The sequence below is a fragment of the Streptomyces sp. NPDC058758 genome, from assembly GCF_042746075.1.
Classification (GTDB): domain Bacteria; phylum Actinomycetota; class Actinomycetes; order Streptomycetales; family Streptomycetaceae; genus Streptomyces.
The window spans coordinates 1-25,730 of the sequence record NZ_JBHYPS010000023.1 but is presented as its reverse complement, the minus strand read 5'-3'; the positions used below and the strand labels follow the sequence as shown (position 1 = coordinate 25,730).

The following is a 25,730-nucleotide window of genomic DNA, read 5'->3' as shown; positions in this document are numbered from 1 at the left end:
GGTCGCCCGCACCCGAACGGGCGACCCCCACCACGCCCCGCCCGCGCCGGCCAGGCTCGATTCCCGGCCTCGGCCCCCGCCACACAGCCGGAGCCGCCATCATGTACCCATGTCCACCGCCCTACAGCTCCCGCTCGTGCCGTCCCTGCACGCCATGGGCCGCGTCGTGGACGCGCTGTGCAGGGACCCCGACATCGGCCGCTCCCGGCAGAAACAGCTCCGCGCCCTCCTCGGCGCCTACGAGCGCGCCTTCGGCCTCGGCGGCCTGCCCCCCGACGCGTACGACGACCTCCCCTCCCTGCTCGCCTACGACACGACCCGCGCCTTCTTCGACCTGGCGGTCAAGGGCCTCGTCCGCGGCGACGGCAAGACCGGCGAGAGCGAGTCCGACTCCGCGCTCCGCGCCCGCGGCCGCTGCCTCGAACTCATCGCCGCCAAGGCCGGCGTGCCCTTCGAGCTGCCCGACATGCCGCCCCCGCCCGACCTCGCACCCGTCGTGGCCGCCCCCGTCCGCCAGCTGTTGATGCAGCACTTCGAGAAGCAGGTCGACCGGCAAGTCACCGAGCCCTTCCGCATCCGGTTCCTCGCGATGTACGGGATCGTGCTCGACACCGCCTCCAGCTCCGGCAGCCTCGTAGCCCAGCACATGGCCCACCTGGCAGCCGACCTGTCCACCCTTCGCGTTCACCGGCCCCGTGGCGGCCGCGCCGCCACGCCCCCGCCGCCGGAGGAATGGCCCCTGTCCCCCGCCACCCGGCAGGCCCTCCGCGCCTACCTCCCCCTGCGCGAAAGCCTCGTCGCGCCGCTGGAGCACCCGGTCAACCATCTGTGGGTCAGCCTGGAGCACAACCACACCGGCCACCGCCCAGACGGCACCACCATCCAGGAGCCGCCCGGCGTCCCCCTGCGCATGGGCGGTATCCAGCGCATCTTCGCCAAGGCCGCCGAGCTCCTGAACGAGGAGATGGAGGATCTGATCCGCAGGCGCGCCGCCGGCCGGCCGCCGGAGTGGGAGCCGATGCCGACCCGCCTCGAACCCCTTCGCCGCGCCGTCGCCCTGGAGCTCCAGCAGCGCGAGGAACGCCAAGGCGACACCCCCCAGCTCCTCGTCGTCCGCGGCCGCCCGAGCTGACCCTCGGAGCCGAAGCCCGTCGTCCTGGCGCCCCGCACGGAGCACCAGGACGACGAGACGCCTACGCGAAGTCGCCGATGTCGAGGGCGAAGCGGTGTTCCGACTGGGACATCAGGTACCCGTAGACCGTCTGGATCACCTCGGCCGGGTGCCGGCCGACCTTCGTGCCGGGCTGGAACGGCCCGTCGGCCACCTTGCTCCAGCCGCCGAGCTCGTCGGCCACCTGCCCGAAGAAGTACGGCAGGTTCTCAGCGACCTCGACGTAGTACCGCGGGTTCTGCGTCCACTCCCGCAGCACCATGACCACGCTCTTCACGCAGTCCTCGCTGTACCGCTTGGGCTTCTCGGCCAGGTCGCCGCCGAGCGTCCACGCCAGCCGGTACAGCACCTCGGCCTCCCATGACCCCTCGCGGCCGGCGCGCAGCGATCCCCCCTCGAACCCGCCCGGCGATGACCCGCGGGAGTACTCCACCGCCAGGCGGTACAGGGCGACGAGCACCGAACCCGCGGCCTTCGCCCCGGCATCGTGCAGCGCCCCGCGCAGGACCATGGCGTCGCTCGGGTCCGGCGACGTGACCGGGCGCAGCGGCCCGTGCTCGGCCTCCAGCTCGCCGAGGGACAGCGGCTCCTCGGGCCGGTCCGGGCGGAGCCCGGCCCAGTCGACCGCGTACCGCAGCGGTTCGTCCCGGCTGGAAGCGATGTGCCAGCCGCGATTCAGCCGGTCCACGAACCGGTACGTCGGCGCCGCTTCGGCCGCCGCGGGGCTCTCCGTGGCCGACTCAGCCTCCGCGTCCTCGAACGAGGCGTGGATGTCGACGGTCACGATCGCCGCATCCGTCCCGCCGGCCTTCGCGATGATGGCCTCGGCCTTGTCCTGCCCGACGGGGAGGATGGCCACGGGCGAGGCCCCGGCGGTCGGGTAGAGGCGTGCGAGGGCCGCGCCGATCGCCCTCTGCGCGTCGGTGGCGACCTGGTCCACTTCGCCCTCGGTCGGAGTGCCGTCCGGCTGGAACCACGGACGCTTCGCGGCCACCGCGACGAGCAGGGACTCCATGACGTGGCCGGGAACCTCCGGGTCCGGCTGGCGAGTCGGGGTCGTCCACACGTGCGCCATCGCCGGGTACCAGCCCTCGCCGTCCCGTACGAGCCGCGAGCAGGCGTCAGCGACGTGCGCACCGACGTCATCGGGATCGGAGCCCTCGGGCACCGTCGCGATCAGCAGGATTGCGATCGAGAGCGCCTGGACGTTCTTGTCCTCGACGTAGGGCGACTGGGGCGTTCCGGCCGGGGGCCACTCGAAGCCGGCGGCGCGCCGGAGATCGTTCTCGCGCATCAGCTTCGTGTACTTTGCGCCCGTTGCCCGGCTCTGCTCGCGCAGCTCCCGGGACCGCTTCCGGGACTTCCCGGACTTCCCCGGCTTGTTCCTTGCCACGTCTCACTCCGTGCCGCGGCACGCCCCACGCGCACGCCGCGTTGAAGCGGACGAAGAAGGGGGTGCCACGATGCGTCGAAGGACGGCTTGGCCTCCGGCGAGGGCCTGGCGTGGGCAGGAGCCTCTTCGGCGGTGGACGGTCGTGGCCGCCCGGGCGGTCAGCATACCCACCACCGGGACGAGCCGTTGACCGTCCCGCAGATCACCGTCCAAGAGCCCGCGGGCCCCGGGGAAGAGCTCTCCGGCCGCCGCCAGCGCGCCCGGGCCCGCTGTCCGCCCGCTCTACGGTCACCTCCAGGCCCTCCTCCGCGTTCGCCGGCGAGCGGGCCTCCAGCAGGATCGTCTCCAGGTACACCCGGCCGCCCGACCCTCGCCGGTTCGGCACCACCTCCGACATGTTCGTCGCCACCAGCTCCGGCGACGCCTCCAGCGCCCGCATGACCGCGGCCGCCGTACGCCGCGCACGCTCGGGGTCGGAGTCCATCAAGCGGATCTGCGACATCACGCCCCCTGTACCGCAGCAACGGGAGCCGCCTCGTGGCCCTGTGACTGGCTCATGAGCCGCAGGCGCTCCACGACCGCCTCGCAGTCCCCGCAGGCGCTGTGCGGGCCGTTCAGGCGCTGCCACGTGTAGCTCTCGTGGTACTCGTCCCACTCCCCGAACCACTCGGCGTACCGCTCCATCGCGCACTCCGGCACCAGGAACGCCCGCAGCCACTCCGCCGACTGCCGGGACACCTCCGGCGACACCCCCTCACCCATCCACGGGCGCGCCTCATCCACGGGCGCCGGCGTGGTCCGCGCCTCGAAGTACCGCACGAGCTCGTTCCGGATCACCGCGGCGTCGAAGGGCGCGCTCCAGCCGATCACACGCCGCCCGCGCAGGGCCTCGGTCAGCTGCCCCAGCACCGCGTCGAAGACGGGCGCCGACTCGACCATGCCGTCGGTGATGCCGTGGATGAACGTGCTGGCCTGCGGGATCGGCATCTGCGGGTTCACGAGCGTGTCCAGGAGGACGTCCCCGCCCACCGTCACCACCGCGAGCTGCACGACAAACGGATGATCACCCAGAAGGCCAGTGGTCTCCGCGTCGATGACGACGGCCTGAGGGTCGGCAAGCACCTCCCGGGCCCAATCGGCGGCGGCCGCCCGGTCCTTCGCCAGCATCCGCTCGAACGCCTGCCGCTCCGCCGCGTACCGCTCGGCAGCCTTCTTCTTCTGCGCCGCCCGAAGAGCCGGCAGGCACGGGCGGCAGACCGGATTCCCCCGCTCCTCCCAGTCCGCCGACGACCACTTCGTGCGCTCCCCGCACCGCTGGCAGGGGCTCGTGCCGGCCAGAAGCCGCCCCGCGGCCAGGATCTCCCGCTGCCGTTCCGTCAGAGGCCGTACGGGGCGGGCCGCCTCGCGATCGAACAGCTCGCAGACCCCGTGATGAGGGCTGTAGTGCAGGTAGGCCGCCGGCCTCAGCCCGGCCGCGCTCAGCCCGGCCGCTCGGAGCTGCCGCCGGGTCAGCAGCCCCTCCGGAGCCCGATCCGACCGGTACACCGGCACCGCCCCGTGATACCGCAGCACCGCCTCATCAGTCTTCGCCACGATGGCCCTCCACGCGCTCGCTCCAAATTCCCGTTGAGAAGTGTCTAGCGCATTCTCTAGGTGAAAAGCAACGCCAATCATCCGCCGCAAACGAAGATACGAAACGTGCCATTTCGGGGATCAATTATAAAAGAATCCCCTGAAAGGAGGTCCTTAGGTGGAACAGGCCGCAGGGCCTCACCTGCCCCCCTCTTCCCGGAGCCCAGCAGGCTTCGGCCCGTACCGCTCCAGCGCCTCCCGGACGATCCGCGGCGGGGAGTACACCCTCTTGATCAGCTCCTCCCGCTCCTCCATCTGCTCCAAGGTCAGATCGCGGCTGTAGAGGGTCAAGTCCTTCTCCTCCAGCTCGGCCAGCGGCCCCTCGCTCACCCGCCACGCTGCCGTACGCAATGCGGTAAGCAGGGTCGACGGGAGTTCGTAGTTTCGCTGGAGCAGGCCGCCGACGTTGTGGCCCGGCCACCGCCCCGACAGCCGCAGCTGCTCTTCCTCCTCAGACGTGAGCGGCACCCACGGCCCGCGCAAGTCCTCTTCCTCCAGGCGCAGGCGGATCGAGTCCGCGACGATCTTCGTCACCGGCGGCCACCATCGGGCCCGCCGGCGTGCCCCCCGCAGCCGAGCCTCCCGCGGGGGCATCCCCCGCTCGATCAGCCGTTCCACGTAGGACGACTCCCGAAGCCGGTTCAGTCGAACAAGGAGACGGAAATGCGAGGCCAGGCTCACGCTGACCCACACGGTGTATTTCTCGCGAGAGACTTTCGCGTTCAGGCGCGAGTTCGAATCCATGTAAGGAGGTCCTTTCCAGGAGCGGCGCCCTGGAAGCGTCCCACAAGATCATCGGGAAGCGGCGCTATCCAGTCGGGTTGGCGGCGAGCCAGTCCTCCAAGGCGTGCGCCGGCTGCAACACGAGCGTCCGGTTCCAGCCCGCATCCCCCTCGACCTTCGCCCGCCCAGCCTCGATCTGGTCGATCAGCTTGTACGCGGGCCCCCAGAACCCGGGGCCGGCCGGGTCGGCGTTCATCGCCTTCCGCAACGCCCGGGCGTTCGCCACGACCTCGTCCAGGTCGTGCGAGCAGTCGTCCGGGCAGCCGTCCCACGTGAGCGCGCCCAGGTCGTCCTCGAAGACCTTCCGGGCCTCCAACACCGACGGCGCCGGGCTCGCGCTCGCCTCGGCCTTCCCGGCCTCCCCCGTGCCTTCACCGCATCCTGCAACCGCCACAACGGCCGAGACCGCGAGCAGCACGCTCGCGGCCTTCCCCCACCCCTTGATCATGGCGCCGATCATCCCACGGCCCATCAGCCGCCGACCGCCGCCCGCTCCTTCTTCCGCGCGGGCGCGGCCGCCGGCAGGTCGGACCACTTCACGGCCACGTCCTCTTCGCCCAGCTGGGCGGCCAAGCTGGGGAAGGCCTCGAACAGCCGCCGCCGCGCCATGTCCTCAACGTACGAGCGGGGGACGAGGCCCGCGCCCTCAGCGACGAGCGCGGAGTCCACCGCCAGTTGGTGAGCGACGACCTGGTCGTCGTACACGGCGGAGGCCGTCACGATCAGGGTGGAGCGCTTCGACAGGGTCACGGACGGAGCTCCAGCAGCAGCGCCGTCGCCCGGTCCCAGCAGCTCGCGCACGAGCGGTCCTCGCTGCCGCACACGATCCGGGCCAGCTCGGGCAGCAGAGCCGTACCCAGCTCCGGGCCGTCGACCAGGGCCAGGGCCCCGACCGCCTTCCGCGTGCAGCTCCTGCACGCCGCCGTCTTGCCCTCGCGGCGCCCGCAGATCGCGAGGGCCGTTTCCGCGAGGCGGGGGTCCGTCGGGGAGGTCGTGATCGTGCTCACCGGGTGCTCCAGAGCCGTACGAAGGCCCCCTGCCGGGGTGCAGGGGGCCGGTACTGAACAGACGGAGTGGGAGCCGGTTCTGCTACACCTCAGGCTGCATCGATCGCAGCCGATCGGCGATGTCGTACACCGACAGCCGCAGCCCGCGGATGTCGCGGACCAGGGTCTCCCACGGCTCGAAGGCGTCATCAACGCTCTCCCCGGAGGCCCGGATGTACGCCACGGCCACGCCGTACGCGAAGAACGCGTTCCGGGCCGGCAGGGGGCGCAGCAGCACGAGCGCGTCGAGCAGCGCGGCGGCGCGCCAGTAGGCGTCCGGCTCGCCGGCGTCGAGGCCGGGCGTGTTGACCTTGTGCCGGGCGACGGCGGCCACCAGGCCGGACCAGTCGCGGACACCGAGTTCCTTGCCGAGCAGGTCCTCCTGGCGGTCGAGGAGCCACCGGAGGTCGACGTGCAGTTCCAAGGTCAGGCCGCCCGGCGGGCAGCGTCCCGGGGGGCCGGGGCGTCATCGGGGAACGCGTCGTCGAACGCCTCGGCGATGCCCGGCCGCCTGGTGACCTCGCGGAACTCGGCGGTCGCCCGGGTCAGCCGGAGGTGGTTCTCCTCCTGGTCGGCCAGGCTCGCCAGGAAGGCGCGCAGGCTCACGCCGTGCGCGGCCGCGACGGCGGCCAACCGGTTCTTGGTCTCGGTGCTGACCTTCACTGTGGTGTCTGCCATGCTCCCGAGTATGCACCGATAGGCACCTTCGCGAATACCGGTTCGCTCGAATCAGCCGGCGGCGCCCGGGTACGCAGGTGTCGGCCTCGGGGACGCGGACACCCAGCCGCCAGCCGTCTCGTACTCCATCCCCGAGGTGACGTGCAGCTTCACCGGCCACTCCTCGCCATCGCGCTGCACCATCAGGTACTGCCCGGCCGTGTCCACCACCGTCCCCTCACGCCCCTCCGAGCGGACCCGGATACCGATGTCGACCCGGATCCCGCACCGCGCCTCCAGGCCGTAGTAGGTCCGGATGTGCTCCAGATTCGCGGCGCGCCGCTCGTGGTCCAGCCGCTCCTGCTCCAGCTGCTCGTAGACGTCGTAGTCGTAGTTCACGGGACGCTGCTCTCCTTAGGGGTCGGGGCGGGGCGGAGCTCGGTGAGCACCAGGACGACGCGGCCGCCGGCCTGCGTGCACCGCTCCCCCGGCCGCGGGTCGGGGCCCCGCAGCCGGGAGGAGTTGTCGTCGGGCAGAACGCCGGCGTCGACCAGGCCGTCGACCGCGGCCTTCACGGTCGGGGCCCAGTTTCCCGGATCGAAGCGGGTGGTGCGCGGGCCGGGGTGCATGCGGTAGACGACGTGCGCCCACCGCAGCGGCGGCACCCGCATCGACCGGGCGGCCGCGGCCACCTCGCGGCGGATCGCCGCCGTCCGGGCCGCCGCCTGCCGCCAGTGCAGCCGGGCGTTGCTGTTCAGCAGCTTCACCCCGTCGGGCACCGCGATCTCCCACGAGCGGCCTGGGACGACGTCGGCAGGCACCTCGACGAGCGCCCCGTGCCGTCGCCGGCGCGGCGCCGGTCTCTCCAGATGTCCCCGGAGCGCGGGGAACGCACGGCGCTCAGCAGGTACCGACTCGGCTCCCGTCACGACAGCCCCTCTCCTTCGATGCGACAGAAGGTGCGCACGATGACGGAGGAGCCCCGGTAGCGTCGCCGCAGCTCAGGAGCTGCCTGCGGGCGGCTCCGAGGAAGTTCTGCTCCTCGTGTAACGAACCCGGGCTGACGTACGTGGAGTGTGGTGAAGGGGGGCCGTGGACGGCCCATCGACGCACTCCGGGCACGCGCCCGGTCGGAGGGCACGGGAGCCGGGGAGCTGTGACGCATGAAACGACGGCCTCAGAATCGTCGAAGAGGTATTGCGCGGAGGCATATCGCGCAGAGAACCGCAAACTCCTCGGATACACGATGAAGAATTTCAGAATCGACATCCAGGATGCCGAGGAAATTCTTTCGGGGCTCGTCCTCGAAGCGCTCAAGAGGGATTTCGAATCGGCCGATGCGGTGGCCAGGTTCCTGTGGTCCCGGATCAAGAATCGTGCCATCGACGACTACCGGTCCCGGCTGACTCGGGATCGCCTGCGGGAGGCCGCCGAGGAGGCGTGCGTGATCGAGCAGGACGACAGCGGGCCCCGACCCGACGGCAATCCCGAGCCGTTCGTGCTGCGTCATCTCCACGCCGTGGATGTCCTCGCCCGACTCACGGAGCAGGATCGCCTTCACGTAGTGCTGGTGCGGCACGGCTACACCCCGCAGGAGTGCGCGGAGCAGCTTGGGATCGAGCCCGGGACCGAGCGGGTACGTCGCCATCGCCTCCTCGCGAAGATCGAGAAGGCCAACGCAGGCGGGGAGGCGTAGAAGTGACCATCGACAAGAAGACGGACGCCACCCACATGCCCGACGAGGAGAACGGGATGAACTGGAGAAACGCCCCCGAATTTCTGCCCGGAGAAGCCTTCGGGGACACCGGGGATTCCCTCGGGCTTTCCATCGTCCGCGACGCATTCACCTTCCTGGAAGAACCCTTTGAGCCCGCCGAGGTGTCCGACCGGGAGGTCGAGAGAAGGATCGCCGAGCTGTTCGGCGAGGAGTTCTGTGAGGAGGTTCCAGAATCGGATCGGAGTGCCGAGAATGGTGATGTCTGCACGGTTCTTGAATTCAGCCTCAGCCAGTCCGCCCTGCTCGCCTGCGACGAGGAGGATTCTGTGCAGGAGGTTCCCGCGAATCCGGAAACACGGAGGTGGGCCGAGTTCTTCTTCTATCCGGAACATTCCTCTGTCGCATCTTCCCGGCGGCAGCACTTCGTCAAGTTCCCCGACGGCGACCCGAGGTTTCCCCCGAGGCCGACGGAGCGGCCGAGCAAGCGATTCGCGCCGGCTGCGGAGCTCGACGTCCACGCGGTCCGCAGCGACGCGACCTTCTACACGTGGCTTTCGGACTCGGCGGTCGTCACCTGCCGGCGGTTCTTCGACCTCCACCAGCCCGGCTCAGGCCGGGACCACACCTGGTGGAGCCCGACCAGCGGGACCGGCCTGGAACGCCCGCCTGCCACGGAGATGCTGCTCGTCCTGCTCGACTCGGCACCGGCCGAACTGCCGCGCGGGAAGCGGTGCACCGGGCACACGGCGTCCGGCGAGTACCGGTGGAAGGAGCCGGCCGCGGGACGGCGGTGGGCCGAGACGCTGGCCGAACTGCTGGACACCGGCTCCGGTGCTGCAACAGCGGAGCCGACGGTGGTGGTGCTCTGGCTTCCACATGCCGACCGGCCGAAGGGAGGCAAGGGAATGGCCCTCCTCGTCCCCTTGCCTCAAGAGCTGCTGCCGATGAGCGAGCACAGACAGAGCTTCGAGGAACTCTGGGACTCCACATTGAGGCAACGGCTAATTGGGAGGATAAAAGAATCGTGGAGTACTTCGGCCACAGTGAATTCACCCTTTTAAATTAGCCAGCAAGGAGACTGGGATAAATTTGAAGCGCGCCGGTGCCGGTGCGCCCTTCGGCGTGCCCTGGGGGCGCCCTCCCCCGCGTACGGCCTGCGGCTGGCGGCCGCCAACGCGACAACTTCAACAAATCGACAGAAAAACGACCGTCAGGAAGGCCCCCAGGAGCCCCGATCGCGAGCACCCTGGTGTGATCGGACGCGGCGGGGGCTGTACGGCCGCCAGCGGGGCGCACAGCCGTTTTGCGCCTCGCGGCGACCGGCGAACGGCCCGCCGGCGACGTCCTGCTGACTCGCGCGAGTGGAGGTCGTTTTATTAAGGGCCCCCTTACCTCCTATTCGTGGAAGAATACGAGGTACCTGAGGCAGGCTCAGGAAACGGCGCGTCAGCAAGGATTCAGACCTTGAACGTTAGCTACAGCAATGAAATCCCGGACGTCCCCGCCGCCGACAGCGAGCCGCCGGCGCCCAAGGCCGGACAGGTCTGGCGGGACAACGACAGCCGCCTGCGCTTCGCCGAACCGCGCTACCTCCGCATCATCGAGATCGACGGCACCCACGCCGTCATGGAACGCGTCACCCTCACCCCGCAGGGCGAGGCGACCGTTGCCCCCGGCGCCCGCCCCAGCCGCGTCCGCCTCGACCGGCTGCGCCCCACCAGCACCGGCTACATCTACGTCCAGGGCTGAGGAACCACATGCCGATCATCGAGCACGACCCGTTCACCGGCGACCCGGTGGCCGCCCAGCACGAGGTCGAGACCGGCTGGGGCCCGGCCCTGCTTGAGCAGCACGGCCTGGAGGGGCTGCGCCAGGAGGTGATCCAGGAACTCCGCGAGGGTGCGCCCTGCCTGAGCACCGCTGGCGCCGGCCAGGTCAGGACCAGTACCAAGACCGAGGGTGGCGTGGTCTCCGTCACCGCCTGGGCTCGCTGCACCCGGCCCTCCTGCGTCGCCTACGCCGCTGCCCTCGACACGCTGAACACCGATCCCTTCCGCGACATCTTCGACACCCCCGGCAACCGAGTCGTGCTCGACGCCGTTCGGGCCCAACTTTCGCACCCAGCAATGGAGTTCACCGACGAGAGCGACGACGTGCCCATGGTGTGGGCCTACCGCACCGGCGTCCTGCGCGAGCTGCTGATGTACCTCACCTTCCAGGCCAGCACCTCCGCCGTGCCGTCCTACATCCGCTCGGCGAAGGAAGCGAGGGCGCTCGCCGCCGGCCTCGGCCTCGACCTCAACGGAGGCCCCGAGGACATCCGCAGCCTCCCCGACGACCCGGACGTCTTCGAGCGCACCGCCCGCACCCTGCACGCAGCGTGCCTCACCCTCACCGGCGTGCTGAACGTCCGCTCCTACTTCGCGCCCCAGCCGCCTGCGCCCGTCTCGGAGTGGCCCTCGTGAACGACAAGGCGCGCGAGCCCGAACTCGCCTACGACGCCCTGACGAACGGAATCGACTACCTCCTCAGCGTGCTCGACCTGCTGGACGGCCCCGACCCCGAGCCCCGCTCGCTCAAGTTCGCCGTCCTCCACCTCCAAGCCGCAACCGAGGTACTGCTCAAGGCATGCCTCGCAGGCATCGACTGGCGACTGGTCTTCAAGAAGCCCGAGAAGGCGGACGAGGCCATCTACAGAACCGGGGACTTCCCCAGCTGCGGCATCCCCGACACCATCCAGCGCCTGCGCCAACACGGAGTGGACATATCCCCCGAGGAGAAGGCGGCGATCACGGCCCTCTCTGCGGAACGCAACAAACTCATGCATTTCGGCGCAACCCTCAGCGCAACAGCCATCGAGGCCCGCGCCGGCATCGTCCTCGAAATCCTCATGCGCTTCATCGACAACCACCTCTGGAGAGGCGTCGACGCCGACCACGTCGACGCCTACGTTGAGGACCTGGAACGGATCCGCGCCAGCGTTCCCCGTATCCGGGGCTACGCCACCGCCCGGATGACGCAGCTCGCGCCCCAACTGGAGCCCTTCAAGAGCAGCACCCTGCGCTGCCCTAATTGCGGCATGTGGGCCCTTGTCACGGAAGACGGCCAGAACTACTGCTACCTCTGCTTCGAGGAGTGGGAGTACACCGGATGGCTGCTCGTTGAGTATGCGGTCGGAGTGCAGGGCCGGTCAGCGGAGGACTTCCGTGACCCCCCTGGCGGCAGCGAGGTCTGCCCGACGTGCCAGACGCACAACGTGCTCACCGAGGTCTACCTGGCCGACGCGCCGGACAAGCCGCGTGCCTTCTGCTTCCGCTGCATGAAGCCCACCGATGATCTCCACACGCACAACCGCGAGGCGTAATGACCGAGACAGCGACCGAAGCGACTGAGGACCAGGAGATCGTCTTCGGCGAACTCGTGGACGACCGCCCCGGACGCCTGCCGGCCAACGTCGTCGTCGAGGCCGCACCGGCGCCCGCCTTCCACATCACCCGGCACACCGTGCTCGGCGAGGGGGAGCTGCCGCCCCGCGCCGACGGGGCCGCCCGCTTCACCAACGCGGACATCCGCGTCCCCGACTCCGTGAAGGAGCGCTTCGACAACCGCGGGCCCCGCAACACCCGCGTGAACCGGGACTCCACCCGCGAGCGCTACCGGACGTGGTGTGAGAAGGAGGGCCGCGTCGCGTGGCCAGGCACCACCACCGCCAACCTCGCTGCCTACATCGGCCACCTCATCGAGACCGGCCGGGGCAAGCCCCGTGAGCCGTTCCAGCCGTACAGCCCCGACACCCTCCTCGCCTACTGCACCCGCATCGCCACCTGGTACCCCAAGGGCGAACGGCCCGACGACTCCGCGGTCCGCGAGATGATCGAGGACTACCGGCTGGAGGAGTACATCCCCGCCGGCGGGGAGAAGAGGGAGGCCGCGGCCTTGACCATGAAGTACCTGGTCAAGGTCCTCGACGGCATCGACGAGACCACCCGGATCGGCCGCCGCGATGCCGCCATGCTCGTGCTCCAGTACGGCATGCTGTACCGCTCGGTCGAGGTCACCCACCTGCTCGTCAAGAACGTCCGGATCCACGCCGGGGGCGTTTCGGTGTGGACCTCGAAGTCCAAGACCAGGAGGAAGGGCAACGGCCGGTGGCGGTTCATCCGCGACCGCGAGGATCTGCGGCTCGTCGCCCGCGTCCGGGCCTGGCTCGCCGACCTCCGCGAGCTCTGCGAGCCCAGCGCCACCGAGCAGAACCCGGCCGACGGCGAGAGCGCCTACCTCCCGAACAAGCCGCTCTTCCGGGCCTTGACCTCGAAGGGCGACCTCACCCGCCGCCGGAACGCCAAGATCAGTGGCCGGTTCCTCAGCGGCCGAGCCGTCAACGAGATGGTCAAGGCCCGGGTCGCCGCCGTCGGCCTCGTCCACATCGACGGGCTCAAGGTCACCTCGCAGTCGTTGCGTGCCGGCCCGAACACGGACATGGTCGAGGCCCAGGTGCCGCTCGAAGAGCGCAACCAGGCCGGCGACTGGAGCCCGGACTCCACCCTCGCTGACGACGTCTACAACCGGCCCGACGGCTCCGTCGACATCACCAAGCACGACCCTCTCGACGCCGTCCCGCTGTACGGCGGGCCAGCCCACGCCGCGGTGGCCCAGGCCCGTGCGGACGCCGCTGGCGCGAAGGAGGCATGACCCAGCCGTGCTTCACCGGCCTGCCCTGTTGCGGTGATCCCGGACAGGGCAGGATCGGGGCATGAGGATTCTGGTCATCGGTGGGACGTGGTTCTTGGGCAGGGCCATCGCGGAAGGCGCGCTGGCAAGGGGATGGGAGGTCGCCACCTTCAACCGCGGGCGATCGGGCCGCGACGTGCCCGGGGTCGACGCCGTCCATGGCGACCGCACCGTGCGCGAGGACTTGCAGAAGCTTGCCACGAACGGCCCGTGGGACGCCGTCATCGACACCTCCAGCTCCGAGCTCCCGCCGAGGGACGTGCTGCTGGCCGCCGATGCGCTCGCGGCCCAGGCCCGCCGCTGGGTGCACATCTCTACCGTCTCGGTGTACGAGGGGTGGCCGCACGAGCCGCTGACGGAGGGCTCGGCGCTCCTCCAGTGCCCGCCCGACGCCGACGCCGACTTCGGGTACACCGGCGAGAGCGGAAGCCCCACGCAGTACGGCTTCCAGAAGGCGGGCGGCGAGCGGGCCGTCGCCGAGGCGTTCGGCGACGAGGCGGTCTTCCTCCGTCCCGGCGTCATCCTGGGGCCCGGCGAGTACGTGGGCCGGCTCCCGTGGTGGCTGGAGCGCGCGAAGCGCGGCGGGCGGATCCTCGCCCCCGGCCCGGCCGAACAGCGCATCCAGCCCGTGGACGTGCGGGACGTCGCGCACTTCGCTCTCGACCAGGCGGCCGGAGCGGACCGCGGGGGCTTCAACGTCACCCACCCCGAGGGCATCGCCTTCGCCGACTTCCTCGGCGAGTGCCTGCGCGTCACCGGCGGCGACGGGGAACCGGTCTGGGCGGACCCCACCGTGCTCGCCCAGCACGACGTCGCCCAGTGGACCGAGCTGCCGCTGTGGCGCACCCACGCCGGCGTGTGGGCGGTCGACTCCCAGCGCGCGGTCGACGCTGGCCTGCGCTGCCGGCCGCTCGCCGAAACGATCCGCGACACCTGGGACTGGTGGTCCGCAGACGGGCGTCCCGTGGCTCACCCCCGGTGGGATGATCACGGGATCGCCCCGGAGAAGGAGAAGCGGATCCTCTCCGGCCTCTGATCAGGCGTCGATTGCCAGCAGGGGAACACCCGGGCCGAGCCGGTACGGCGGCGAGACCCGGGTGAAGTCCTCGATCTGCTCCCGCAGCTCCCCGGGGAGCGCGGAGCCGTGGTACGCGGGCCTGGCCAGGTACCGGCCGATGCGAGCCGCCCGCAAGACAATGCCGGTGTTGCGCTGGTCGGCGGGCACGTTCCACACCATCGTCAGGGCCTCGGCGGCCCCGTCGACGTCGTTGCCCAGGAGACGGGCGTAGGCCAGGTCGGCGGCCGCGCCCGCCCGGACGTCCGTGGCCTGCTCGCCCTCGGTGCGCTGCGCGAGCAACGTGAGAGCGCGGGTGGCCTCCGTCTCGGCTCGTGCCGCGTCGCCGATGAGCAGCGCCGTAGTGGCGTGCGACATGGCCAGGCGCTCGTCGGTGAAGCCGAACTCGCCGGCGATGTCGTCGTGCAGCTCGTCCCGGGAGTCCCGCCCGAGGCTGTCGGCGAGCTGGATGGAGTGCAGCGCCGATGCGGTGTCGCCGGTGTGGGCATAGGCGCGGGCCGCGATGGCGTGGAGCCGGCCCTGCGCGGTGTCGCCCAGGCCCCCGTACGACAACGCGCGGCGGGCCTTCGCCACCGCTTCGCCCGCCTCCCCAGAATGGTAGGCGATGTAGGCCAGGGTGCCGTCGGCGAACGCCTGGAGAGGGGTGTAGCGGGCGCTCTCGGCGAACACAGCCGCTGTACGAGCCAGGCTCCGTGCCGGGGCGAAGTGGCCGAGGTCGAAGGCGGCCACCGCCAGGAGTGCCACGGTCTGGCCGTTCAGGATCATCAGATTCTGCTGCTGGAAAGGGACCTGGGTCCGGTCGCGGTAACGCTCGATCTCCTCGCGAAGGCGGCTACCGTCCTGCCACGCCCTTGCCGCGGGCAGACGGTGGTAGCGCCGGGCCAGGCTCACCAGCTGGTCGCGCAGCTCATCGATCGTGGTGTCGGAGATAGACGCCGACGCAGTCGCGCCGGCGCTCTCGAAAGCCTCATTTGCAGTCATAGCTACTTGCTCTTCCAGGTCGAGCGCGGGTGCCTGGGGATCGGCCGCGGGAGGTGGGGCGAACAACTGTTCCGCCGTGAGGCCGGGCCACATCGCCTCAAGGATCTGGCAGGTCGCAGGACCGGGTAAACCGGTGAGCTTGCCGCCCGTCCAGCGGCGGAACTGCGTCTCGCCGCACGTCGGATTGGTGCTCTTCCGCCCGAGCAGCGCGTCGCCAGCCTCGGTGAATCTCTCTGCGAAGCGCTGGTACGTGAGCTTGTCCCGCTCACACAGCAATGCGAGCAACGTCTTCGGTGCGCTTCTCATCTGTCCGCTCCCGACGCCTCGTCGACGAGTCGATCCCTTCCCTCGAAGGGGAACCCGTTTCTCCGTTCACTGGCAACTCGCCCGGAGCAGAAGCCACTTCAAAGCCACCCCGAGGCCACCAGTGTCGCCCGAAAGAGGCGCAGAGGCCACGTGCCAAGCCATGGCGAGGCCACGGTCGGTCGGTGAACGATGACGGCTCGTTTACGGTACGTGCTCACCCGAGCACTACCCGACCGCGAGGGCCGGCCTTCGGGCTGCACCTCTTTCCGACCACGCCGAGGCAGATCATGACGACAAGCCAGAGCACCACCCTCGCAGCCGTCAAGGGCCCCCCTGAGGCCATCGGGTCGGCTATCGACCTCTCGATCAAGCGGTGCTTGGACCCCGCGGTCGGGGAGTTCGGCGAGGAGCGGGAGCTCTGCGAGGAGAACGCCGCCTGGCCGTACCGGCTCCGCCGGATCCTCCGGGCCAGCCTCAACTGCTGGCAGCTCTCCCACCTGGTGGAGACCGCGGACCTGCTGCTCACCGAGCTGGTCACCAACGCGTTCCTGCATGCGGACGCTCCGACGGTGGGTGTCCGTGTCTACCGCCAGGGCGATCTCCTCATGATCGAGGTCAACGACGGCACTCCCCAGGGTCCGCTCCCGCGCCCCACCGGTCTCCTCTCCGAGCACGGCCGCGGGCTCGTCCTCGTCGACGCCCTGGCGGACTCCTGGGGAGTCAGCAGGGACCGCACGACGACCTGGTGCAGCCTCTCCACTGCCATGCAGCCGGGGCGGGCGGAGCTGTGAGCGCCCCGGTGACGGAGCCGCTGGAGTTCGACGACACCTCCAAGCTGATGGAGCACCTGGTCCGGGAGAGCGCCGCCTCCGTCCGAAAGCCGGCTCCCGACATGGCGGACCTCGCGAGCGTCATCCGTGCCCTGCTCGACCTCAACGGCGGCCAGAGCACCCGGGTGCCCCTCGGCGGAGGCCTCTTCGACGCCGTCATCACCGCCGCCGGCCCCGCCTCCCGGGCCGTCGCCGACCTGATGGACCAGATTCAGAACGGCTGCGGCCCCGTGATCGAGGACCCCGAGAACGGGTTGGTGTACTGGCTGGTGCCGCCAGGGTCCGCCGAACGGTGGGCGCCGCACTCCCACGCTGTGTGCCTCGGCGCTCCGTACAAGATCACGCTCCCGGCCCTCCACCGGACTGCTCCCCCGGGCCCGTACTGGCTCCGCCCGGAGACGAAGGACCGGCTCGTACCGGTCGGACCGCTCCGGCAGGCGCTGGACGAGCACCAGCCCGAGCCGGCGCCCCACGCGGACTTCGCCGCACGATTCGGGACCCCCCACTAGACCCCGCGCCCGCCGCAGTCCCCCCAGACACGGGCGGGCGCGGTCCATCTCCGCGGTGTCGGAGCGGATTCGGCTCCGACACCGCGGGCTTCACCACCGGCTTCAACCGAATCAGGGGAAAACCGTGCACATGAAGCAGGCGCCGTACGTGGTGCCCATGGAAGGGGAGAGAGCCCTCCCCATGGACCTCACGATCACCCGGGACGGTGTCTCGTGCACCGACCCGGTGTGGGACGCGCTCAACCGCGACCCGGAAGGCGCCCTGTGGGAGGCGTGGACGGGCCTCCCCTCCGGGAAGCCCGTGTACGCCGCGGAGCTGCATCCGGAGCGTCAGCTGATCGCGATGGAGTCGCTGCTGTGCGCGGGGTGCAAGCAGGACGCCGACCGCAACGAGCTCGGCATGCTGTGGGTGCTGCCCGTCCTCGACCACGCCGAGGACACCGTCTGGGAAGGCGTGCGCACCGTGACCCCTCCCATGTGTGAGGCCTGCGCGAGCGAGGCGAAGTTGCGCTGCCCGCGGCTCCGAGAGGGCTGGGTCGAGCTTCGCGTGCGGGAGGCGGAGCTGGTCGGCGTCCGCGGCACCCTCCACCCCCGCCCCGGCAGCAACGCGGAACCCGACCCCGACGCCCTGGTCCTGTACGGCTCCGCCGACCTGCCGTTCGTCGTTGCCCGCGGCCTGGTGCGCGAGCTGGCGAACGTCGCCCTGGTCGCCGCCGGCGCCGCCCTCCCCTAGACCCCTGTCCGGCGGCTCGGATGGCATCCGGCCGCAGCCGTCGGACAGGCCCAAGCCCCCGGCGCGGGGCCTCCCCCGTGATCGTGGCGGTCGTCTTCCCGCGATCAGCCCCGCGCCGGGCCGCACGGCCTGCTGTGACTCTGCACCCGCACCGCACTACCGAAGGAGAGCAGGATGTCCGAGCTCGACTGCGACGACGAGCCCGACGTCAACGACGAGGCGCCCGAGGACGAACTGCCGCCCTTCGGCCCGCCGCGCACGTCGAACCCGTGAGGAGATCACCCCGTTTCTGACACGTTCAGACGGGGAGTTACTCGCGAACCCGCCGAGCTGCCCGACCGCGCAAGCCCCCGGCAGCTTCACAGAACCCCACCACCACACGGAACAGGTGAACGGATGACCCAGCCCGAGAAGACCACCCCCGAGGCGCTGCGCGCCAGCATGGTGCGCGCCCTGCGCGAGCAGGACGCGATCACCTCCACGGCCGTCGAGGCGGCGTTCACCGCCGTGCCCCGCCACCTGTTCGCGCCCGAGGCGCCGCTGGAGACGGCCTACGACCTGCACGGCATCCTGCCGGTGAAGAAGAACGAGCACGGGCTCGACATGAGCGTCATCTCCGCGGCGCACCTCCAGGCGGTGATGCTGGAGCAGGCCGGCGTCGAGCCCGGCATGCGGGTGCTGGAGATCGGCTCGGGGGGCTACAACGCCGCGCTCATCCAGGAACTCGCGGGCAACGGAGAGGTCACCACTCTCGACATCGACGCCGACGTCATCGCGCGGGCCCGGAAGCACCTGGACGAGACCGGGTACGAGCGGGTCAAGTCGGTCGTGGCCGACGCCGAGACCGGGGTCGCCGGCCTGGGAACGTTCGACAGGATCATCGTCACGGTCGCCACGTGGGACATCCCCCCGTCGTGGGTCGAGGCCCTGTCGGAGAAGGGCCGACTCGTCACCCCGCTGACGGTGTGCGGGACGACCCGGTCGACCGCCTTCGAGCGTGACGGCGACGGTCTGGTCAGCCTGTCGTACCGGCTGAGCAGCTTCGTGCCGTTGCAGGGCGAGGGCGCCGCCCCGGACCGCAAGATCATGCTCCGCGACGGCGTGGCCCTCCAGTCCGACCACGAGGAGACCCCGCTCGACGCGAAGGCCCTGGACCGTGCCCTGGCGGGCGACCGGCTGGAGAAGTGGTCCGGCGCGGCCTACGACCTGCCGGACGAGCTGGAGTGGTTCATGACCCTGAACCTGCCGTTCCCGGCCCGGCTGCACGCGAGCAAGGACGTGATCGACAGCGGCCTCGTGGAGCCCTCCGCCCGGCTGGGCGTCGCCGCCCTGGTCAGCGAGGACAGCTTCGCCTACCGCACCCGTCGCGCCAACCCGGACACCGGGACGGCCGGGTTCGAGAGCGGAGTCGTCGCCCACGGACCGCAGGCCGAGGAGCTCGCCGAGCAGTACGCGGAGCTGCTGCGCCGCTGGGCGGCGGACCACCAGCGGCGGGGCGCCGCGACGATCCGGTACGTGCCGGGTCCCGCGCCGTCCCCGCTGCCCCCGGGCACGGCGCGCAAGCGCCACGGCTACGTGACCGTGACCTGGGCCTGAGACTCCGGGGCCGATCGGCCCCGGTACATCGCACCATCCACCCAACAGGAGGACCGATGACGATTCAGATGGACAAGACGGTCGCGCCGCAGACCGACGGGGACACCAGCTTCGACCTGGACGTGACGATCGTCGAGGACGGCGTCGCCGCGGACCAGCTCATCCAGCTGACGGGCGACGGGTGCAACTCGACGTGCGCGTCGGCGTGCGTCAGCTGCCCGTAGCGGCTACCGCCACCCGCCGTCGCGGCCTTTCCTGAGGCCGTGACGGCACATCCCGCGTTCACCGCGGTGCCCGGCCGCGTCCCCAAAGGCGCGGCCGGGCACCGTTCGGCCACAGGAGGGCGTGTGTACGACAGTGTCGACGCGGCGGTAGTCCGGGCCGCCGCTTGGGAAGACCCCGGCCGCGAGATGTCCTGGCCTGATCTCACCAGCCCCGACGCGGGCCCGGAGGGCTGGCGGGCCTGGCTGTGCGAAGTCTGGAGCGACAGCTTCGCCGCGACGGTCACGACGGCCAGCCCGGACCTCGGCGCCCGGGTGGGCAGGATCCTCGACGGCCACCGGCTCGCGGAGGCAGACGTACGCCGCGCCGTGCTGGCCGTGCTGCGCTACCTGCTGCGCGCGAGCGGACGGGCCACGCCCTTCGGGCGGTTCGCCGGCGTGGCCGCCGCCCGCTTAGGTCCGTCGCCCGAGCTGACCGTGGGCAGTGCCCACCACGCCGTCGCCAGACCCGACGCGCACACCGTGAACGACGTGGTGTCGCGGTTCGAGCAGGACCCGGAGGTACGGCCCCACCTGCTGGTGGTCACCTCCGTGCTGGCGGTCGAGCGGGACGGGTACGTGGTGGTCGAGCACCGGCCGGCCACCGGCCCGGGCGGCGGCGCGGACCTCGTCCAGATCCGGTTGACCAGCCCGGTCCGCGCGGCCTTGGCCCGGGCCCGTTCCCCGATCCGGTGGGCCGAGCTTGCGGCGCAGCTGTCCGCCGCCTTCCCCCGCGCGGCAGCGGACGCGGTGGACCGGTTGATCGCGGGCCTCGTCGAGCAGCGCGTTCTGCTCACCGATCTGCGGCCGCCGATGACCGTATGCGACCCGGCCGGCGAGATCGCCACCCGCGTGCAGAACCGCGCCCCGCAGAAGGCGGCAGCCCTGGGCGAGATGGCGCGTACGGCGGTGGATCTGCGGGTGGACTGGGACCTGACGGTCCCCGAGGCGGTGACCCGCGAGGCGAAGGCCGCGGCGCTGGTCCTGGCCCGGCTGGCTCCCCGGGCCGCGCTCTCCGGCTGGTCCGACTGGCACCGCCGGTTCCTCGACTGGTACGGCCCGAGGGCCACGGTGCCGGTCCTGGACGCCGTCGACGTGCTCGGGTACCCGGCCGGCTACCGCGGCGCCCCCGACCCGGTGCCCGGCGCCCCGACGGACCGCGACACCTACCTGCTCGAACTGGCCTACCGCGCCGCGATGCAGCGCCGCCGCGAAGTCGTGCTCGACGACGAAGCCATCGACACCCTGGCCACCAGCGGCCCCGCAGGGCCGGTGCAGCCGAGCACCGAGCTGACCGTACGGATCCACGCCGCGAGCCTGCCCGCCCTGGAGCGGGGCGCGTTCACGCTGCACGTCACCGGCGTGGCGCGGTCGGCCGGCACGACCACCGGCCGGTTTCTCCACCTGCTGCCCGAGGCAGACCGCCACCGTATGAGCGAGGCGTACGCCTCCCTGCCCGCTCTCCACCGCGGCGCGCTCCTCGCGCAGATCAGTTCCCCGCCGCTGTCCGTACAGGGCCAGAACGTCGGCCGGGCCCCGCGCGCGGCGCAGCTCATCGTCCCCGTCGGCGACCATGCCGCCCCCGATGCCGAGGTCCTGCCCGTCACGGACCTCGCGGTGACCGCCGATGCCCGACAGCTGCACCTGGTCCACCTCGCCTCCGGTCGGCCCGTGCACACGCTGCTCCTCAACGCCGTCGACCTGACCCGGCACACCCACCCTCTGGCCCGCTTCCTGACCGAAGCGCCCGTCGCGCTCGCCGCGCCGTGCGCCGGCTTCCAGTGGGGCACCGCCGCGTCCGCGCTGCCGTTCCTGCCCGCGCTGCGCTACGGCCGCACCATCCTGTCCCCGGCCCGCTGGCGGCTCACCGACACCGAGCTGCCCGAGCCCAGCACCCCGTGGCCGCAATGGGACGCCGCCCTGCAACGCTGGGCGCGGGAAGCCGGTCTACCCTCGCGGGTCTACCTGAGCGAGGCCGACCAGACGCTCCCCCTGGACCTGGCCGAACCCGCGCACCGCGCCGTCCTGCGCGCCCACCTGGACCGCCACCGGACCGTGTCCCTGCGCCCCGCGCCGCACGCCGGGGACCTGGGATGGACCGGCGACCGTGCGCATGAGGTCGTCATCCCCCTCGCCGCAAACCAGCGCGCCGCCCCCGTCCCGGTGACGGGCGGCCACGTCGCAGACCGCGAGCGCGGGCAGCTTCCCGGCTGCGGGGGCCGCCTCTACCTCCAGCTGCACGGCCACCGCGCCCGGCAGGATTCCATCCTGATCCGGCACCTGCCTGATCTCCTGCGAGAACTCGGCTCACCGCCCTGGTGGTTCATCCGCTACCCCGACCCCGCCGATCACCTCCGCCTCCGCCTGACCTGTACGTCCGCCACCGTCGGCCGGGCCATGGAGACGGCCGGCCAGTGGGCGCAACGGCTGCGGCAGCGCGGTCTGATCACGCACCTCACCGTCGACACCCACCTGCCGGAGACGGCCCGCTTCGGTGGGCCGGGCGCCATCACCGAGGCGGAGGCGTACTTCGCCGCCGACTCCGCCGCGGCGGTCGCCCAACTCGCCGCACAGACACCTGCCGGGCCGGCCCCCCGCGCGCTGACCGCCGCCAGCATGGCCGACATCGCCACCGGCCTGCTCGGCACCACCCGCGCGGGAATGGAATGGCTCATCGCGCACACGCGCGCTCACGCACCCGCCCCGCCCCGCGCCGTCTACCAGCAGGCCGTCGACCTGGCCCACGGAACACCGGACGCGCTCGGCGGGAACATCGCCGCGGCCTGGGCGCAGCGCCGCGCCGCGCTCGCCGACTACCGCCGCGCGCTGTACGCCTCGGGGGCGCAACCGCAGGACGTCCTGGCGGACCTGCTGCACCTGCATCACGTACGGATGTGCGGCCCCGGCCTGGACGAGGAACGCGGCCATCTGCACCTGGCCAGAGCAGCCGCCCTCAGCTGGACCGCCCGAGCATGGAGGAACCCGTGACCACGACGCTCAGCGTCCCCGCCGCACTGGCCGCCGCCGACACACTGGCCCGGGCCGTGGCCGACCCGTCCACCGCATGGTTCGCCGGCCGGGCCGACGGCTGGCGGGGCTGGCCCCAGTCCCTCGCCGGAGGCGCCGCCGGCATCGCCCTGCTCCACGTCGAACGGGCCCGGACCGGGCACGGAGACTGGGACACCGCGCACCGCTGGCTGACCGAAAGCGTCCGCGGCCAGGTCAGCGCCGCCGCCAACGCGGGCCCGTACTACGGGGCCCCGGCCCTGGCGTTCGTCTTCCACCGCGCGCAGAGCGCGACCGGCCGCTACCCGCGGATCCTGTCGCGCCTGGACGCGGCCACCATCAACGTCACCCGCGCCCGCCTCGCCCAGGCCCACCAGCGTCTCGCCCGCGGCGAGCGACCGCCGATGGAGGAGTTCGACCTGATCCGCGGGCTGAGCGGGCTCGGCGCCTACCACCTGAGCCGGTACGGCGACGCCGAGATCACCGAGGAGGTGATGGCGTACCTCGTCCTCCTGACCGAACCCCTGCCGGATCCGGCCAGCCTCCCGCCCTGGTGGATGAACGTCGGCACCACCGGCAACCCCCAGCCCGACTACCCCGGCGGCCACGGCAACTTCGGCATGGCCCACGGCATCAGCGCCCCGCTGGCCGTCCTGTCCCGGGCCCTGCTGTACGGCATGGACCTTCCCGGCCTGACCGGCGCGGTCGAACGCATCTGCGCCTGGACCGACCAGTGGCGCCAGGAAAACGGCTCCGGCCCCTGGTGGCCGGGTCTGATCGACCCCGACCAGAACGCGGCCGGACACATCGCGTCCGAACTGCGCCCGCGGCCCTCATGGTGCTACGGCGCCGCCGGCACCGCCCGCGCTCAGCAACTCGCCGGCCTCGCCCTGCGCGACCCCGGCCGTGTCCAGACCGCGGAGAGCGCCCTCCTCGCGGTCCTGCGCGATGAGGCCCAACTCGACAGGCTGCCCGAGATCGGCCTGTGCCACGGCATGGCCGGACTGCTGCACGCCTCGTGGCGCATGGCCACCGACACCGGCAACCAGGCCATCGCCGCCGAACTGCCGCACCTCGCCGACCGCCTGATCGCCGCGCTCGACGCCCCCGGCCACGCCCCCGAACTCCTCGACGGCACCGCCGGCGCGGCGCTCGCCCTGCACACGGTCGGCACGGACAACGCCCCCGCCCCGCACTGGGACACCTTCCTCGCCCTGGCCTGACCACACCCCCGGGAGCCGCCATGCCCGAACCCGTCTGGCACCAGTCGAACGTGGCCTTCGCCGACTGGGCCTCCGCCGAGCCCACCGCGCTGACGCACCTCGCCCCGCAGCTTCGCGCCGCCGTGGCAGAGGGAACCATCGCCGCCTGGTTCTTCATACGCAAGCACCCGTGCTGGCGTATCCGCTACCAGCTCTCCACCACCGGCCGCGACCCTCTCCCCGCGGCCCTGGACGCCCTCACCGCGCAGGGGCACATCACCGGCTGGACGAGGGCCGTCTACGAGCCCGAGACCCACGCCTTCGGCGGCCCCCAGGCCATGGACGGTGCGCACCGCCTCTTCCACCACGACAGCCGCGGCCTGACCCTCCACCTCCAGCACGACACCAGCCACCGCAGCGAGACGTCCCTCCTGATGTGCGGCCTGATGATGCGCTCGGCCGGACTCGACTGGTACGAGCAGGGCGATGTCTGGGCCCGGGTCAGCGCCCACCGCCCCCTGCCGGACGCGGCGAGCGCCACCCGCCACGAAGCCGCGGTCCGCCGCCTGATCACCGTCGGCACCGAGGAGCTGCTGCGGCCGGGCGCGGATCTCGCCCGCCTCGCCGACTGGGCCCAGGGCTACATCAACGCCGGCACCGACCTGCGCCGCCTCGCGGCCACCGGACACCTGCACCGCGGCCTGCGGGACGTCCTCGCCCACCACGTGCTCTTCGCCTGGAACCGTGCCGGGCTCCCCCACGCAGTCCAGGCGGCCCTCTCCTGTGCCGCGAGGACGGTCGTCTTCGGCCCCGACCCCACCACCGCCCAGAGGAATCAGCCCCATGCCGGCACTGCCTGACACCGCCACCCGCTTCCCACTCGTCCCCCGCCCCCGGCCCGCCTGCGTCCCCCTCCACCAACGTGTCGAGCACCTGGTGGCCCTCGCGCAGACGGCGAGCGACACCATGGACGCCTCCGTCGCCTCGACGGTCTACAACCAGGCCGCGCTCCTCGCGTCCGACCTCGGCCAACCCGACCACGCACGCGAACTGTGCGAGCAGCACGCCACGATGTACCTGAGCGCCGCTCCCCTACCGGCCGGCAGCGCGATCCGCGCCCTGGAACCCGTCGTCAACCTGGCCCGACTCCAGATCCGGGCCGGCGCCCCCGAAGACGCACTCGACCGGCTCCGGCGCCTCCTCCACGCAGTCAGCGACGGCATCGAGACCGAGTTCGACGCCGTCCGCGTGCCCGCCGACCTGACCCACACCGCAGCCGATCGCGCAGAGGTACGCGACTGGCTGTGGCGCGTACTCCTCGCCGACGGCTCCCGCGCGCTCGCGACCGCGGGCCGCTGGGAGGAAGCCCTCACCCACCTCCGCGAATGGAAGGGCGTGGGGCAGCGCATGCTCGACGGCCGGCAGGTCGCCGTCGTCGCAGCGCTCGCCGGCGACCGCACCGACCAGGCCGCTCGCCTCATCGCAGAAACGGCGCCGGGCGAGCCCTGGGAACAGGCTGTGACCGCCTGCCTCGCAGCCCTGTGCCACCGGGCTGGCACCGACCCGGACGAACTCACGGACGCGGTGCTCGCCGTCCTTGTCGCGCCTGGACCGGTCGTCTTCCAGACGCGGCTCGGCCTGACCGCGCTGAACCTCGCCCCCCTCGCGAGCACCGCAACAGCCCAGCGCATCACCGATCAGATCCACTGCCGAATCCTGGACGCGGACGACGGCTTCGCCGCACGGGAAGCACTGGTCGACCCGCTGTTCCACAAACTGGTCTCCCCCACGCAGCTCACGAACTTCCGCGTCCTCATCGCCAGGAGCGGCCTTCGGACAGGAGCGCTGCCCTCTCCGCTGCACCGCAGCCTGAACGCAGCCCTGGACCTCAGCGAAGACGTGATCCGCGAAAGCGTGCTCACACCATGACGACCACGAAACGAACCACGGTCGCCCTGCGCGCGCAGGACCCGATCTCGCAGGCGGGGGTGACGAGCCAGTTACGGCCCCGGCCCGAGATCAACGTGACGGAATGGAGCGAGACGGCGGACCCCGCGCCCGAGGTCGTCGTGCTCGTGGTGGACACGGTCGACGAGGACGTG

29 protein-coding genes are annotated in these 25,730 nt (G+C 71.6%); 17 read left to right on the top strand and 12 right to left on the bottom strand.

Annotated elements, in window-relative coordinates; genetic code table 11:
- Positions 1-109: 109 nt before the first annotated feature.
- Entirely contained in the window at positions 110-1,132 is a 1,023-nt protein-coding gene (locus ACFW6A_RS24405) for a hypothetical protein (protein ID WP_386642767.1), read from the top strand.
- A 61-nt stretch (positions 1,133-1,193) separates the two neighbouring features.
- Here ACFW6A_RS24405 and ACFW6A_RS24400 read toward each other — a convergent pair whose 3' ends face one another.
- The 11 genes from ACFW6A_RS24400 to ACFW6A_RS24350 all read right to left on the bottom strand — a co-directional run bounded on the left by ACFW6A_RS24400 (position 1,194) and on the right by ACFW6A_RS24350 (position 7,461).
- Positions 1,194-2,465, bottom strand: a complete 1,272-nt coding sequence (locus ACFW6A_RS24400; protein ID WP_386642764.1) for a hypothetical protein — start codon at positions 2,463-2,465, stop codon at positions 1,194-1,196.
- A 301-nt stretch (positions 2,466-2,766) separates the two neighbouring features.
- Positions 2,767-3,066, bottom strand: coding sequence for a hypothetical protein (locus ACFW6A_RS24395; protein WP_386642761.1), 300 nt, complete (start codon positions 3,064-3,066; stop codon positions 2,767-2,769).
- Entirely contained in the window at positions 3,066-4,157 is a 1,092-nt protein-coding gene (locus ACFW6A_RS24390; protein WP_386642758.1) for an exonuclease domain-containing protein, read from the bottom strand. Before ACFW6A_RS24390 ends, ACFW6A_RS24395 begins: the two co-directional genes overlap by 1 nt.
- A 177-nt stretch (positions 4,158-4,334) precedes the next feature.
- Positions 4,335-4,730 (bottom strand): hypothetical protein, encoded by a 396-nt coding sequence (locus ACFW6A_RS24385; protein WP_386642755.1) that lies wholly within the window; start codon positions 4,728-4,730, stop codon positions 4,335-4,337.
- Between the two features lie 274 nt (positions 4,731-5,004).
- Positions 5,005-5,439 (bottom strand): hypothetical protein, encoded by a 435-nt coding sequence (locus ACFW6A_RS24380; protein ID WP_386642752.1) that lies wholly within the window; start codon positions 5,437-5,439, stop codon positions 5,005-5,007.
- Between the two features lie 11 nt (positions 5,440-5,450).
- On the bottom strand, positions 5,451-5,729 hold the full coding sequence (locus ACFW6A_RS24375; RefSeq protein ID WP_386642749.1) for a hypothetical protein: 279 nt from the start codon (positions 5,727-5,729) through the stop codon (positions 5,451-5,453).
- Positions 5,726-5,986: a hypothetical protein gene (locus ACFW6A_RS24370; protein ID WP_386642746.1), complete on the bottom strand. Its 261-nt coding sequence runs from the start codon at positions 5,984-5,986 to the stop codon at positions 5,726-5,728. The genes ACFW6A_RS24375 and ACFW6A_RS24370 overlap by 4 nt, the downstream gene beginning before the upstream one ends.
- An 82-nt stretch (positions 5,987-6,068) precedes the next feature.
- Positions 6,069-6,449: a toxin Doc gene (locus tag ACFW6A_RS24365; protein ID WP_386642743.1), complete on the bottom strand. Its 381-nt coding sequence runs from the start codon at positions 6,447-6,449 to the stop codon at positions 6,069-6,071.
- Positions 6,450-6,451: 2 nt separating this feature from the next.
- The gene (locus ACFW6A_RS24360; protein WP_386642740.1) at positions 6,452-6,703 is read right to left on the bottom strand and encodes an antitoxin MazE7; all 252 of its coding nucleotides are present in this window, start codon (positions 6,701-6,703) and stop codon (positions 6,452-6,454) included.
- 51 nt (positions 6,704-6,754) lie between these two features.
- Positions 6,755-7,081, bottom strand: a complete 327-nt coding sequence (locus ACFW6A_RS24355) for a hypothetical protein (protein ID WP_386642737.1) — start codon at positions 7,079-7,081, stop codon at positions 6,755-6,757.
- Positions 7,078-7,461, bottom strand: coding sequence for a hypothetical protein (locus ACFW6A_RS24350; RefSeq protein WP_386642734.1), 384 nt, complete (start codon positions 7,459-7,461; stop codon positions 7,078-7,080). Before ACFW6A_RS24350 ends, ACFW6A_RS24355 begins: the two co-directional genes overlap by 4 nt.
- 290 nt (positions 7,462-7,751) lie before the next feature.
- Here ACFW6A_RS24350 and ACFW6A_RS24345 point away from each other — a divergent pair, with 290 nt between their 5' ends.
- The 7 genes from ACFW6A_RS24345 (at position 7,752) to ACFW6A_RS24315 (ending at position 14,166) form a co-directional block, all read left to right on the top strand.
- Positions 7,752-8,378 (top strand): sigma-70 family RNA polymerase sigma factor, encoded by a 627-nt coding sequence (locus tag ACFW6A_RS24345; RefSeq protein WP_386642732.1) that lies wholly within the window; start codon positions 7,752-7,754, stop codon positions 8,376-8,378.
- Between the two features lie 2 nt (positions 8,379-8,380).
- Complete coding sequence (locus ACFW6A_RS24340; protein WP_386642728.1) at positions 8,381-9,460, top strand: hypothetical protein; 1,080 nt, start codon at positions 8,381-8,383, stop codon at positions 9,458-9,460.
- 403 nt (positions 9,461-9,863) lie between these two features.
- Positions 9,864-10,148 (top strand): hypothetical protein, encoded by a 285-nt coding sequence (locus tag ACFW6A_RS24335; protein WP_386642725.1) that lies wholly within the window; start codon positions 9,864-9,866, stop codon positions 10,146-10,148.
- Positions 10,149-10,156: 8 nt separating this feature from the next.
- A complete protein-coding gene (locus tag ACFW6A_RS24330; RefSeq protein WP_386642722.1) occupies positions 10,157-10,864 on the top strand; it encodes a hypothetical protein in 708 nt (235 codons plus the stop codon).
- Positions 10,861-11,763, top strand: coding sequence for a hypothetical protein (locus tag ACFW6A_RS24325; protein ID WP_386642719.1), 903 nt, complete (start codon positions 10,861-10,863; stop codon positions 11,761-11,763). The genes ACFW6A_RS24330 and ACFW6A_RS24325 overlap by 4 nt, the downstream gene beginning before the upstream one ends.
- Positions 11,763-13,091, top strand: a complete 1,329-nt coding sequence (locus ACFW6A_RS24320) for a hypothetical protein (protein ID WP_386642716.1) — start codon at positions 11,763-11,765, stop codon at positions 13,089-13,091. The genes ACFW6A_RS24325 and ACFW6A_RS24320 overlap by 1 nt, the downstream gene beginning before the upstream one ends.
- Positions 13,092-13,152: 61 nt before the next feature.
- Positions 13,153-14,166 (top strand): NAD-dependent epimerase/dehydratase family protein, encoded by a 1,014-nt coding sequence (locus tag ACFW6A_RS24315; protein ID WP_386642713.1) that lies wholly within the window; start codon positions 13,153-13,155, stop codon positions 14,164-14,166.
- Here ACFW6A_RS24315 and ACFW6A_RS24310 read toward each other — a convergent pair whose 3' ends face one another.
- Positions 14,167-15,492 (bottom strand): DNA-binding protein, encoded by a 1,326-nt coding sequence (locus ACFW6A_RS24310; protein WP_386642710.1) that lies wholly within the window; start codon positions 15,490-15,492, stop codon positions 14,167-14,169.
- 287 nt (positions 15,493-15,779) lie between these two features.
- On the opposite strand from ACFW6A_RS24310, the gene ACFW6A_RS24305 reads away from it, so the two are divergent.
- From ACFW6A_RS24305 to ACFW6A_RS24265, 9 genes are all read left to right on the top strand, one after another.
- Positions 15,780-16,283 (top strand): ATP-binding protein, encoded by a 504-nt coding sequence (locus ACFW6A_RS24305; RefSeq protein ID WP_386642707.1) that lies wholly within the window; start codon positions 15,780-15,782, stop codon positions 16,281-16,283.
- Positions 16,280-16,831 carry a hypothetical protein gene (locus ACFW6A_RS24300; protein WP_386642704.1) on the top strand — a complete coding sequence of 184 codons (552 nt, stop codon included), beginning with the start codon at positions 16,280-16,282 and terminating at the stop codon, positions 16,829-16,831. The genes ACFW6A_RS24305 and ACFW6A_RS24300 overlap by 4 nt, the downstream gene beginning before the upstream one ends.
- 181 nt (positions 16,832-17,012) lie before the next feature.
- Entirely contained in the window at positions 17,013-17,564 is a 552-nt protein-coding gene (locus ACFW6A_RS24295) for a hypothetical protein (RefSeq protein WP_386642701.1), read from the top strand.
- Between the two features lie 396 nt (positions 17,565-17,960).
- Entirely contained in the window at positions 17,961-19,160 is a 1,200-nt protein-coding gene (gene fxlM, locus ACFW6A_RS24290) for a methyltransferase, FxLD system (protein WP_386642698.1), read from the top strand.
- A 56-nt stretch (positions 19,161-19,216) separates the two neighbouring features.
- The gene (locus ACFW6A_RS24285; RefSeq protein WP_351847714.1) at positions 19,217-19,384 is read left to right on the top strand and encodes an FxLD family lanthipeptide; all 168 of its coding nucleotides are present in this window, start codon (positions 19,217-19,219) and stop codon (positions 19,382-19,384) included.
- 123 nt (positions 19,385-19,507) lie between these two features.
- A complete protein-coding gene (locus ACFW6A_RS24280; protein WP_386642694.1) occupies positions 19,508-22,408 on the top strand; it encodes a lantibiotic dehydratase in 2,901 nt (966 codons plus the stop codon).
- The gene (locus tag ACFW6A_RS24275; protein WP_386642691.1) at positions 22,405-23,649 is read left to right on the top strand and encodes a lanthionine synthetase C family protein; all 1,245 of its coding nucleotides are present in this window, start codon (positions 22,405-22,407) and stop codon (positions 23,647-23,649) included. The genes ACFW6A_RS24280 and ACFW6A_RS24275 overlap by 4 nt, the downstream gene beginning before the upstream one ends.
- 20 nt (positions 23,650-23,669) lie before the next feature.
- Complete coding sequence (locus ACFW6A_RS24270) at positions 23,670-24,488, top strand: thiopeptide-type bacteriocin biosynthesis protein (RefSeq protein ID WP_386642688.1); 819 nt, start codon at positions 23,670-23,672, stop codon at positions 24,486-24,488.
- A complete protein-coding gene (locus tag ACFW6A_RS24265; RefSeq protein ID WP_386642685.1) occupies positions 24,472-25,557 on the top strand; it encodes a hypothetical protein in 1,086 nt (361 codons plus the stop codon). The genes ACFW6A_RS24270 and ACFW6A_RS24265 overlap by 17 nt, the downstream gene beginning before the upstream one ends.
- Positions 25,558-25,730 lie beyond the last annotated feature (173 nt).

Bases quoted from the DNA above. Each gene is read 5' to 3' on its own strand.
- ACFW6A_RS24405 (WP_386642767.1), top strand. From the start codon at position 110: ATGTCCACCGCCCTACAGCTCCCGCTCGTGCCGTCCCTGCACGCCATG.
- ACFW6A_RS24400 (WP_386642764.1), bottom strand. From the start codon at position 2,465: ATGCGCGAGAACGATCTCCGGCGCGCCGCCGGCTTCGAGTGGCCCCCG.
- ACFW6A_RS24395 (WP_386642761.1), bottom strand. From the start codon at position 3,066: ATGTCGCAGATCCGCTTGATGGACTCCGACCCCGAGCGTGCGCGGCGT.
- ACFW6A_RS24380 (WP_386642752.1), bottom strand. From the start codon at position 5,439: ATGATCGGCGCCATGATCAAGGGGTGGGGGAAGGCCGCGAGCGTGCTG.
- ACFW6A_RS24360 (WP_386642740.1), bottom strand. From the start codon at position 6,703: ATGGCAGACACCACAGTGAAGGTCAGCACCGAGACCAAGAACCGGTTG.
- ACFW6A_RS24330 (WP_386642722.1), top strand. From the start codon at position 10,157: ATGCCGATCATCGAGCACGACCCGTTCACCGGCGACCCGGTGGCCGCC.
- ACFW6A_RS24320 (WP_386642716.1), top strand. From the start codon at position 11,763: ATGACCGAGACAGCGACCGAAGCGACTGAGGACCAGGAGATCGTCTTC.
- ACFW6A_RS24315 (WP_386642713.1), top strand. From the start codon at position 13,153: ATGAGGATTCTGGTCATCGGTGGGACGTGGTTCTTGGGCAGGGCCATC.
- ACFW6A_RS24310 (WP_386642710.1), bottom strand. From the start codon at position 15,492: ATGAGAAGCGCACCGAAGACGTTGCTCGCATTGCTGTGTGAGCGGGAC.
- ACFW6A_RS24305 (WP_386642707.1), top strand. From the start codon at position 15,780: ATGACGACAAGCCAGAGCACCACCCTCGCAGCCGTCAAGGGCCCCCCT.
- ACFW6A_RS24295 (WP_386642701.1), top strand. From the start codon at position 17,013: ATGGACCTCACGATCACCCGGGACGGTGTCTCGTGCACCGACCCGGTG.
- fxlM (WP_386642698.1), top strand. From the start codon at position 17,961: ATGACCCAGCCCGAGAAGACCACCCCCGAGGCGCTGCGCGCCAGCATG.
- ACFW6A_RS24285 (WP_351847714.1), top strand. From the start codon at position 19,217: ATGACGATTCAGATGGACAAGACGGTCGCGCCGCAGACCGACGGGGAC.
- ACFW6A_RS24270 (WP_386642688.1), top strand. From the start codon at position 23,670: ATGCCCGAACCCGTCTGGCACCAGTCGAACGTGGCCTTCGCCGACTGG.
- ACFW6A_RS24265 (WP_386642685.1), top strand. From the start codon at position 24,472: ATGCCGGCACTGCCTGACACCGCCACCCGCTTCCCACTCGTCCCCCGC.